This window comes from Aureitalea marina, assembly GCF_002943755.1.
GTDB lineage: Bacteria > Bacteroidota > Bacteroidia > Flavobacteriales > Flavobacteriaceae > Aureitalea > Aureitalea marina.
On sequence record NZ_MQUB01000002.1, the window covers coordinates 1 to 9,324 of the forward strand.

The window sequence follows — 9,324 nt, forward strand, 5'->3', positions numbered from 1 at the left end:
CATCATTGCCACCTATTTTGCCCGGGAAGCCGTCAAACTTTTATCCTGACACCCCATGAAACGACTAACTACTTTAATCATGCTGACCATGAGCACCCTGTCTCAGGCACAACCAACTACCGTGAAAGAAGCCTTCCTGGAAAAATGGGAAAATTCAGCTACATATTTGCTCGATTTGGCCCGTTCCATGCCTGCCGATAAATACAGTTTTAACCCTACAGAACGGCAAATGAGCTTTGCAGAGCAGTTGGTGCACATTCAAGGCAATATGCAATGGCTGGGAAGTTCTCATTTTGGGATGACGGAAACTGCTAAGGCCGCGGCAGAGGACAAGAAACAGATCATTATCGATAAATTGGAGCAGAGCTTTACAGCTGTTGGCTCTGCTGTAAAGGCATTTCCTGAAGACGAACTTGCCGAAACCGTCGATTTTTTCGCAGGTCCCAAGTCCAAATTACAAATGCTCAACCTCCTGCAGGATCACCTGACCCATCATCGCGGCCAGCTTGTAGTCTACCTGAATTTGAACGGTATTGAACCTCCCCGCTACAGTGGTTGGTAAAATTGAGCTTCGGCTGTCGGGAATTTTTACCGAATGCGTTAACTTGTTGCAAATTTCCAGCGAATGAATCTGCTGATCCTTTATGCCTTCCTCTCCATCTTGTTCTCCTTCCTGTGTTCGATCATGGAAGCTGCCCTTTTGAGCTTTACTCCTTCTTATCTGCAAATGAAAATGGCAGAGGGGAAAAAGTACGCAGCCGTATTGACCAAGTACAAGGAAAACGTAGATGAACCCCTGATCGCCATACTGACTGTAAACACCATTGCCCATACTGTTGGGGCTATCCTGGTTGGAGTACAGGCAGAAAAATTACCCTACAAGATCGATGTATACGGGATCAATATAGTGGGTTTCGTTTCGGCCATAATGACCTTTTTGATCCTGGTTGTTTCGGAGATCATTCCTAAGACCATAGGTGCCACTTATTGGAAAAAACTGGGGCGATTTACTGCCTTATCACTGAAGATCATCATTTTTCCTTTGCGCTATACCGGCATACTGTGGTTGCTTACTCGTACCACCAAGCTGATCGGGAAATCGGCTCATGTCTATACCGTTAGCCGGGAAGAATTCATCGCCATTACAGACACCGCAGAACAAGAGGGAGTCTTTGAGGAGAATGAAAGTACGGTGATCCGGAATTTACTGGTATTTAAATCCGTCCAGGCCAAAGATGTCATGACTCCTTTCCCTGTAGTCATTTCGGAAAACGAAGAGACCACTTTAGAGGATTTCTATAGCCGGAATAAAGACCTTCGTTTTTCCAGAATTCCCATTTTTCGGGAGAAAAGTCATCAGATCTCTGGTTTTGTCCTCAAAGATGATGTGCTGCAGGAGATCGTAGAGGATCATGGCAAGAAGCAATTGGCCGATATCAAGCGTGAAATTCACGTGGTAGAGGACGAAACGGCACTACCCGACCTATTCGAAAAATACATCAAACAGCGTATCCATATCTCCTTGGTGGTTGACGATTTTGGTAACACCATCGGCATAGTTACCATGGAGGATATCATTGAAACCTTACTAGGTATGGAGATCATGGACGAAAGTGATGCCGTAGAAGACATGCAGGTTCAAGCTCGCAAGAATTGGGAAATGCGAGCAAAACGCATGGGCATCGAACTACAATCCAGGGAAGAAGAGAAAGAGGATACTGAAGATGGAACGGACTAGATTTGAAACTCCACTGGGCCCTATGATACTGGAAATGGACGATTCTGGCATACAGCTGTTGGAATTTACCGAAAAATCTATCACGCCTACCAACACCTCTCCATCAGAAGAACTGCAAAAAGCAATTGAACAGATCAGGGATTATTTCGACGGAAAAAGAAGTAGTTTTGATCTCGCTCTCGCGCCAAAAGGCACCGATTTTCAGCGCAAGGTTTGGCAGGAACTCATAAACATTCCTTACGGAAAGACCATCAGTTACCAGGAACTAGCCAATCGGCTTGGTGATCCACTGGTAATACGGGCAGCTGCCTCCGCCAATGGCCGAAACCCTATCGCCGTGATCATCCCCTGCCATCGGGTCATTGGAAGCGATGGTTCACTTACAGGATACGCCGGAGGCCTTCATCGCAAAAAGTGGCTGGTGGAACACGAACAACCCTACCAGCAAGGAAATTTATTCGAGTGAGCATGCTGAAATTCCTCAAAAGGATATTCCTGGGACTGATCGGCTTGGTGGTCTTGATCGTGATTGGGTTGTATATAACTGGCAACGGTTATATTGTTAAGGGTGTGAGAGTTGTTTATATGACGGGGCATACCTCGGCCTTTATAGACGACTATGCTTATTTTGAGAATGTGGAGATCAAAGCTTCAGGGCAACCTCAACCTTGGGAAGAACATCAGGACTACAATAAGACCCCTGCAACAGACCGTTTACAAGCCATACATTCAGAATTGGGGACGGTAGCCTTTCTCATCATTAAGAACGACAGCATTTGGCACGAGTACTACAGCGATGGCTATGGCACCGATTCCAGGTCCAATTCCTTTTCCATGGCCAAAAGTGTGATCAGTGCTATGTTGGGAAGGGCCCTGGTAGATGGTTCCATACAAAGCCTAGATCAACCCGTTTCGGACTTCATCCCCAGGTATGAGGGAGCGGCGACCACGGTGGGAGATCTCTCCTCCATGGCTTCAGGTCTGGATTGGACCGAACATTACACCAGCCCCTTCAGTATAACGGCAAGGGCATACTATGATGACGACTTGGGCTCCACTATTTTAGGCCAGGGAATTACTGGCACTCCCGCAAAGGAATTTGAATACCTCAGTGGAAATACCCAATTGCTGGCCATGGTCCTGGAAGCCGCTACGGGCAAACCATTGGAGCAATATTTAAGCGAGAATTTCTGGAAGCCGATGGGCTTTGAACACCCCGCCCTTTGGCAAGTTGACGATGCTGAAAACCAACTACCTAAGGCCTACTGCTGTATAGCGAGCAATGCCCGGGACTTTGCCCGCTTTGGCAAGTTGTACAAAGATTGGGGGCAGTGGAATGGAAAGACCATACTGGATTCTACCTTCGTTGCAAAAAGTATTGTACCCAGATTCCCGGAAAGCCCGGAATATGGCTATGGATTTTGGTTAAGTGATCATATGTTCAAGCAGATCTTCGTGATGAGGGGCATCTTGGGCCAGTATGTGATCACCATCCCCAAAGACGACGTAATCATCGTGCGTTTAGGTCACCAGAGAGGTGGCCGGTCTGGCCGACCTTTCAGTGACGACTTTTATGTATATCTGGAAGAAGCCTACCAGATGATGGAAGGATCGTAACTGTTGTTTTGTAACTTGACCTTTTGACTCCCACAATCGATATTCTATGATTGGCAAGATCAACCCTGAGCATGTACTATTCCTGGATATAGAGACCGTACCTCAATTTGCCTCTTACAACCAAGTAGACCCGGAATTGCAGGACCTTTGGCCGCAGAAAACCCGTTACCAAAGAAAGGATGAATTCAGCGCCGAAGAATTTTATGATCGGGCAGGTATCTGGGCAGAATTTGGCAGGATCATCTGTATCTCTGCCGGCTTTCTTAGAAATGTGAGCGGAGATTGGCAGTTCAGGGTTACCTCTTATCACGGGGAGGAACCAAAGTTACTGTCGGAATTCAAGAATCTGCTGGACACTCACTTTAGTAGACCGCAGCACTTGTTATGTGCCCACAACGGTAAGGAATTCGACTTTCCCTATATCGCCAGAAGGATGATTATACATGGGATAGAACTTCCGGACAAACTCAATCTCTTTGGCAAGAAACCTTGGGAAGTGGCTCACCTAGATACCATGGAGCTTTGGAAATTTGGGGATTATAAACATTATACTTCCCTTAAACTTATGGCCAAGGTGTTAGGTGTTCCCTCTCCCAAAGAAGATATTGACGGCAGTCAGGTCCGGGATGTATACTACGAAAATGGCGATATTGATCGCATCATCGAATACTGTGAGCGAGATACCGTCACCGTTGCTCAGCTGTTTAGAAGATTCCGAAATGAACCCTGTTTGAGGACCACCAGATACTGCGGGTCTGACCCCTTTTATCTTATCTTTGAGTCATGAGTGCCTCACCTCTATTATCGGTTAAAGACTTAAAGGTCTCCTTTGGACGAAAAAAGAACCAGACCGAGATCATACAAGGGGTGTCTTTTGATCTTAAGCCCAATTCCATCCTCGGCCTGGTGGGTGAATCCGGGTCTGGAAAATCAGTTACCTCTTTGGCCATAATGGGCCTTTTGCCAGCTAAGACCAGTCAGATTAGCGGAGAATTAAGCTTTGAGGGTCAACGGCTGGATCAGATGAATCCAAAAGAATTGCGCGATCTAAGAGGCAGAGAGATCTCCATGATCTTCCAGGAACCCATGACGGCTCTTAATCCCTCTATCCGCTGTGGTAAGCAGGTGGCCGAAGTCATGAAATTGCACTTGGGAATCTCCTCTGGAGAGGCCAAGAACAGGGTGATCAGCTTATTCAATCAGGTCCAACTCCCCCGGCCCAAATCCATATACCGTTCTCTTTTGAACCCTTTAAGATGGATATCTCTTTCTGAACGGTCCACATCCAGGGCGGTTGTGGGTTCGTCCGCAACCAAGAGCTTAGGCTTACAGGCAAGTGCCATAGCGATCATCACCCGCTGCATCTGTCCGCCACTGAGTTGATGGGATAAGAACGGTATATGGATTTGGGCCGGGGAGTTGGACCTGATTGAATAAGCTGATCACCCTGTTCTTGGCCTCTCCAGAGGAGATTCCCAAGTGCAATTTCATGATTCGGCCACCTGCTTACCACAGCGGATAGAGGGATTAAGAGCCGTCATGGGTTCCTGGAAGATCATGGAGATCTCTCTGCCTCTTAGATCGCGCAATTCTTTGGGATTCATCTGATCCAGCCGTTGACCCTCAAAGCTTAATTCTCCGCTAATCTGACTGGTCTTAGCTGCAAAAGGCCCATTATGGCCAAAGAGGTAACTGATTTTCCAGACCCGGATTCACCCACCAGGCCGAGGATGGAATTGGCTTAAGATCAAAAGACACCCTTGTATGATCTCGGTCTGGTTCTTTTTCGTCAAAGGAGACCTTTAAGTCTTTAACCGATAATAGAGGTGAGGCACTCATGACTCAAAGATAAGATAAAAGGGGTCAGACCCGCAGTATCTGGTGGTCCTCAAACAGGGTTCATTTCGGAATCTTCTAAACAGCTGAGCAACGGTGACGGTATCTCGCTCACAGTATTCGATGATGCGATCAATATCGCCATTTTCGTAGTATACATCCCGGACCTGACTGCCGTCATATCTTCTTTGGGAGAGGGAACACCTAACACCTTGGCCATAAGTTTAAGGGAAGTATAATGTTTATAATCCCCAAATTTCCAAAGCTCCATGGTATCTAGGTGAGCCACTTCCCAAGGTTTCTTGCCAAAGAGATTGAGTTTGTCCGGAAGTTCTATCCCATGTATAATCATCCTTCTGGCGATATAGGGAAAGTCGAATTCCTTACCGTTGTGGGCACATAACAAGTGCTGCGCTCTACTAAAGTGAGTGTCCAGCAGATTCTTGAATTCCGACAGTAACTTTGGTTCCTCCCCGTGATAAGAGGTAACCCTGAACTGCCAATCTCCGCTCACATTTCTAAGAAAGCCGGCAGAGATACAGATGATCCTGCCAAATTCTGCCCAGATACCTGCCCGATCATAAAATTCTTCGGCGCTGAATTCATCCTTTCTTTGGTAACGGGTTTTCTGCGCCCAAAGGTCCTGCAATTCCGGGTCTACTTGGTTGTAAGAGGCAAATTGAGGTACGGTCTCTATATCCAGGAATAGTACATGCTCAGGGTTGATCTTGCCAATCATAGAATATCGATTGTGGGAGTCAAAAGGTCAAGTTACAAAACAACAGTTACGATCCTTCCATCATCTGGTAGGCTTCTTCCAGATATACATAAAAGTCGTCACTGAAAGGTCGGCCAGACCGGCCACCTCTCTGGTGACCTAAACGCACGATGATTACGTCGTCTTTGGGGATGGTGATCACATACTGGCCCAAGATGCCCCTCATCACGAAGATCTGCTTGAACATATGATCACTTAACCAAAATCCATAGCCATATTCCGGGCTTTCCGGGAATCTGGGTACAATACTTTTTGCAACGAAGGTAGAATCCAGTATGGTCTTTCCATTCCACTGCCCCCAATCTTTGTACAACTTGCCAAAGCGGGCAAAGTCCCGGGCATTGCTCGCTATACAGCAGTAGGCCTTAGGTAGTTGGTTTTCAGCATCGTCAACTTGCCAAAGGGCGGGGTGTTCAAAGCCCATCGGCTTCCAGAAATTCTCGCTTAAATATTGCTCCAATGGTTTGCCCGTAGCGGCTTCCAGGACCATGGCCAGCAATTGGGTATTTCCACTGAGGTATTCAAATTCCTTTGCGGGAGTGCCAGTAATTCCCTGGCCTAAAATAGTGGAGCCCAAGTCGTCATCATAGTATGCCCTTGCCGTTATACTGAAGGGGCTGGTGTAATGTTCGGTCCAATCCAGACCTGAAGCCATGGAGGAGAGATCTCCCACCGTGGTCGCCGCTCCCTCATACCTGGGGATGAAGTCCGAAACGGGTTGATCTAGGCTTTGTATGGAACCATCTACCAGGGCCCTTCCCAACATAGCACTGATCACACTTTTGGCCATGGAAAAGGAATTGGACCTGGAATCGGTGCCATAGCCATCGCTGTAGTACTCGTGCCAAATGCTGTCGTTCTTAATGATGAGAAAGGCTACCGTCCCCAATTCTGAATGTATGGCTTGTAAACGGTCTGTTGCAGGGGTCTTATTGTAGTCCTGATGTTCTTCCCAAGGTTGAGGTTGCCCTGAAGCTTTGATCTCCACATTCTCAAAATAAGCATAGTCGTCTATAAAGGCCGAGGTATGCCCCGTCATATAAACAACTCTCACACCCTTAACAATATAACCGTTGCCAGTTATATACAACCCAATCACGATCAAGACCACCAAGCCGATCAGTCCCAGGAATATCCTTTTGAGGAATTTCAGCATGCTCACTCGAATAAATTTCCTTGCTGGTAGGGTTGTTCGTGTTCCACCAGCCACTTTTTGCGATGAAGGCCTCCGGCGTATCCTGTAAGTGAACCATCGCTTCCAATGACCCGATGGCAGGGGATGATCACGGCGATAGGGTTTCGGCCATTGGCGGAGGCAGCTGCCCGTATTACCAGTGGATCACCAAGCCGATTGGCTAGTTCCTGGTAACTGATGGTCTTTCCGTAAGGAATGTTTATGAGTTCCTGCCAAACCTTGCGCTGAAAATCGGTGCCTTTTGGCGCGAGAGCGAGATCAAAACTACTTCTTTTTCCGTCGAAATAATCCCTGATCTGTTCAATTGCTTTTTGCAGTTCTTCTGATGGAGAGGTGTTGGTAGGCGTGATAGATTTTTCGGTAAATTCCAACAGCTGTATGCCAGAATCGTCCATTTCCAGTATCATAGGGCCCAGTGGAGTTTCAAATCTAGTCCGTTCCATCTTCAGTATCCTCTTTCTCTTCTTCCCTGGATTGTAGTTCGATGCCCATGCGTTTTGCTCGCATTTCCCAATTCTTGCGAGCTTGAACCTGCATGTCTTCTACGGCATCACTTTCGTCCATGATCTCCATACCTAGTAAGGTTTCAATGATATCCTCCATGGTAACTATGCCGATGGTGTTACCAAAATCGTCAACCACCAAGGAGATATGGATACGCTGTTTGATGTATTTTTCGAATAGGTCGGGTAGTGCCGTTTCGTCCTCTACCACGTGAATTTCACGCTTGATATCGGCCAATTGCTTCTTGCCATGATCCTCTACGATCTCCTGCAGCACATCATCTTTGAGGACAAAACCAGAGATCTGATGACTTTTCTCCCGAAAAATGGGAATTCTGGAAAAACGAAGGTCTTTATTCCGGCTATAGAAATCCTCTAAAGTGGTCTCTTCGTTTTCCGAAATGACTACAGGGAAAGGAGTCATGACATCTTTGGCCTGGACGGATTTAAATACCAGTAAATTCCGGATCACCGTACTTTCATTCTCCTCAAAGACTCCCTCTTGTTCTGCGGTGTCTGTAATGGCGATGAATTCTTCCCGGCTAACGGTATAGACATGAGCCGATTTCCCGATCAGCTTGGTGGTACGAGTAAGCAACCACAGTATGCCGGTATAGCGCAAAGGAAAAATGATGATCTTCAGTGATAAGGCAGTAAATCGCCCCAGTTTTTTCCAATAAGTGGCACCTATGGTCTTAGGAATGATCTCCGAAACAACCAGGATCAAAAAGGTCATTATGGCCGAAACGAAACCCACTATATTGATCCCGTATACATCGATCTTGTAGGGTAATTTTTCTGCCTGTACTCCAACCAGGATAGCCCCAACAGTATGGGCAATGGTGTTTACAGTCAGTATGGCGATCAGGGGTTCATCTACGTTTTCCTTGTACTTGGTCAATACGGCTGCGTACTTTTTCCCCTCTGCCATTTTCATTTGCAGATAAGAAGGAGTAAAGCTCAAAAGGGCAGCTTCCATGATCGAACACAGGAAGGAGAACAAGATGGAGAGGAAGGCATAAAGGATCAGCAGATTCATTCGCTGGAAATTTGCAACAAGTTAACGCATTCGGTAAAAATTCCCGACAGCCGAAGCTCAATTTTACCAACCACTGTAGCGGGGAGGTTCAATACCGTTCAAATTCAGGTAGACTACAAGCTGGCCGCGATGATGGGTCAGGTGATCCTGCAGGAGGTTGAGCATTTGTAATTTGGACTTGGGACCTGCGAAAAAATCGACGGTTTCGGCAAGTTCGTCTTCAGGAAATGCCTTTACAGCAGAGCCAACAGCTGTAAAGCTCTGCTCCAATTTATCGATAATGATCTGTTTCTTGTCCTCTGCCGCGGCCTTAGCAGTTTCCGTCATCCCAAAATGAGAACTTCCCAGCCATTGCATATTGCCTTGAATGTGCACCAACTGCTCTGCAAAGCTCATTTGCCGTTCTGTAGGGTAAAACTGTATTTATCGGCAGGCATGGAACGGGCCAAATCGAGCAAATATGTAGCTGAATTTTCCCATTTTTCCAGGAAGGCTTCTTTCACGGTAGTTGGTTGTGCCTGAGACAGGGTGCTCATGGTCAGCATGATTAAAGTAGTTAGTCGTTTCATGGGGTGTCAGGATAAAAGTTTGACGGCTTCCCGGGCAAAATAGGTGGCA

12 protein-coding genes and 2 pseudogenes are annotated in these 9,324 nt (G+C 46.8%); 6 read left to right on the forward strand and 8 right to left on the reverse strand.

The features are described 5' to 3' along the window. Positions 1 to 55 precede the first annotated feature (55 nt). From BST85_RS14040 to BST85_RS14615, 6 genes and pseudogenes are all read left to right on the forward strand, one after another. On the forward strand, positions 56 to 562 hold the full coding sequence (locus BST85_RS14040) for a DinB family protein (protein WP_104813481.1): 507 nt from the start codon (positions 56 to 58) through the stop codon (positions 560 to 562). A 63-nt stretch (positions 563 to 625) separates the two neighbouring features. After that, a complete protein-coding gene (locus BST85_RS14045) occupies positions 626 to 1,738 on the forward strand; it encodes a CNNM domain-containing protein (protein ID WP_104813480.1) in 1,113 nt (370 codons plus the stop codon). Then, positions 1,725 to 2,204: a methylated-DNA--[protein]-cysteine S-methyltransferase gene (locus BST85_RS14050; protein WP_104813479.1), complete on the forward strand. Its 480-nt coding sequence runs from the start codon at positions 1,725 to 1,727 to the stop codon at positions 2,202 to 2,204. Before BST85_RS14045 ends, BST85_RS14050 begins: the two co-directional genes overlap by 14 nt. Before the next feature lie 2 nt (positions 2,205 to 2,206). Then, positions 2,207 to 3,355: a serine hydrolase domain-containing protein gene (locus BST85_RS14055; protein ID WP_104813478.1), complete on the forward strand. Its 1,149-nt coding sequence runs from the start codon at positions 2,207 to 2,209 to the stop codon at positions 3,353 to 3,355. A gap of 46 nt (positions 3,356 to 3,401) precedes the next feature. Continuing rightward, a complete protein-coding gene (locus tag BST85_RS14060) occupies positions 3,402 to 4,142 on the forward strand; it encodes a 3'-5' exonuclease (protein ID WP_104814025.1) in 741 nt (246 codons plus the stop codon). Continuing rightward, positions 4,139 to 4,513: pseudogene (locus BST85_RS14615) on the forward strand (ATP-binding cassette domain-containing protein); the annotation flags it as partial. The gene BST85_RS14060 and the pseudogene BST85_RS14615, both read left to right, overlap by 4 nt. Positions 4,514 to 4,554: 41 nt before the next feature. Here the strand turns inward: BST85_RS14615 and BST85_RS14750 are convergent. The 8 genes and pseudogenes from BST85_RS14750 to BST85_RS14555 all read right to left on the reverse strand — a co-directional run bounded on the left by BST85_RS14750 (position 4,555) and on the right by BST85_RS14555 (position 9,275). Continuing rightward, positions 4,555 to 4,719 (reverse strand): ATP-binding cassette domain-containing protein, encoded by a 165-nt coding sequence (locus tag BST85_RS14750; RefSeq protein WP_146090753.1) that lies wholly within the window; start codon positions 4,717 to 4,719, stop codon positions 4,555 to 4,557. Between the two features lie 310 nt (positions 4,720 to 5,029). Beyond that, positions 5,030 to 5,194: a hypothetical protein gene (locus tag BST85_RS14360; protein ID WP_181040046.1), complete on the reverse strand. Its 165-nt coding sequence runs from the start codon at positions 5,192 to 5,194 to the stop codon at positions 5,030 to 5,032. Next, positions 5,191 to 5,930: pseudogene (locus tag BST85_RS14075) on the reverse strand (3'-5' exonuclease). The gene BST85_RS14360 and the pseudogene BST85_RS14075 overlap by 4 nt, the downstream one beginning before the upstream one ends. A gap of 46 nt (positions 5,931 to 5,976) precedes the next feature. Then, positions 5,977 to 7,125, reverse strand: coding sequence for a serine hydrolase domain-containing protein (locus BST85_RS14080; protein ID WP_104813478.1), 1,149 nt, complete (start codon positions 7,123 to 7,125; stop codon positions 5,977 to 5,979). Between the two features lie 2 nt (positions 7,126 to 7,127). Beyond that, a complete protein-coding gene (locus tag BST85_RS14085; RefSeq protein WP_104813479.1) occupies positions 7,128 to 7,607 on the reverse strand; it encodes a methylated-DNA--[protein]-cysteine S-methyltransferase in 480 nt (159 codons plus the stop codon). Further along, positions 7,594 to 8,706 (reverse strand): CNNM domain-containing protein, encoded by a 1,113-nt coding sequence (locus tag BST85_RS14090; RefSeq protein ID WP_104813480.1) that lies wholly within the window; start codon positions 8,704 to 8,706, stop codon positions 7,594 to 7,596. The genes BST85_RS14085 and BST85_RS14090 overlap by 14 nt, the downstream gene beginning before the upstream one ends. A gap of 63 nt (positions 8,707 to 8,769) precedes the next feature. Beyond that, positions 8,770 to 9,102, reverse strand: a complete 333-nt coding sequence (locus BST85_RS14095) for a DinB family protein (RefSeq protein ID WP_245917724.1) — start codon at positions 9,100 to 9,102, stop codon at positions 8,770 to 8,772. Beyond that, positions 9,099 to 9,275 (reverse strand): hypothetical protein, encoded by a 177-nt coding sequence (locus tag BST85_RS14555; protein ID WP_245917725.1) that lies wholly within the window; start codon positions 9,273 to 9,275, stop codon positions 9,099 to 9,101. The genes BST85_RS14095 and BST85_RS14555 overlap by 4 nt, the downstream gene beginning before the upstream one ends. Positions 9,276 to 9,324: the final 49 nt, after the last annotated feature.

Bases quoted from the DNA above. Each gene is read 5' to 3' on its own strand.
- BST85_RS14095 (WP_245917724.1), bottom strand. From the start codon at position 9,102: ATGAGCTTTGCAGAGCAGTTGGTGCACATTCAAGGCAATATGCAATGG.
- BST85_RS14080 (WP_104813478.1), bottom strand. From the start codon at position 7,125: ATGCTGAAATTCCTCAAAAGGATATTCCTGGGACTGATCGGCTTGGTG.
- BST85_RS14055 (WP_104813478.1), top strand. From the start codon at position 2,207: ATGCTGAAATTCCTCAAAAGGATATTCCTGGGACTGATCGGCTTGGTG.
- BST85_RS14045 (WP_104813480.1), top strand. From the start codon at position 626: ATGAATCTGCTGATCCTTTATGCCTTCCTCTCCATCTTGTTCTCCTTC.
- BST85_RS14555 (WP_245917725.1), bottom strand. From the start codon at position 9,275: ATGAAACGACTAACTACTTTAATCATGCTGACCATGAGCACCCTGTCT.
- BST85_RS14060 (WP_104814025.1), top strand. From the start codon at position 3,402: ATGATTGGCAAGATCAACCCTGAGCATGTACTATTCCTGGATATAGAG.
- BST85_RS14040 (WP_104813481.1), top strand. From the start codon at position 56: ATGAAACGACTAACTACTTTAATCATGCTGACCATGAGCACCCTGTCT.
- BST85_RS14750 (WP_146090753.1), bottom strand. From the start codon at position 4,719: ATGCAGCGGGTGATGATCGCTATGGCACTTGCCTGTAAGCCTAAGCTC.
- BST85_RS14090 (WP_104813480.1), bottom strand. From the start codon at position 8,706: ATGAATCTGCTGATCCTTTATGCCTTCCTCTCCATCTTGTTCTCCTTC.
- BST85_RS14360 (WP_181040046.1), bottom strand. From the start codon at position 5,194: ATGAGTGCCTCACCTCTATTATCGGTTAAAGACTTAAAGGTCTCCTTT.
- BST85_RS14085 (WP_104813479.1), bottom strand. From the start codon at position 7,607: ATGGAACGGACTAGATTTGAAACTCCACTGGGCCCTATGATACTGGAA.
- BST85_RS14050 (WP_104813479.1), top strand. From the start codon at position 1,725: ATGGAACGGACTAGATTTGAAACTCCACTGGGCCCTATGATACTGGAA.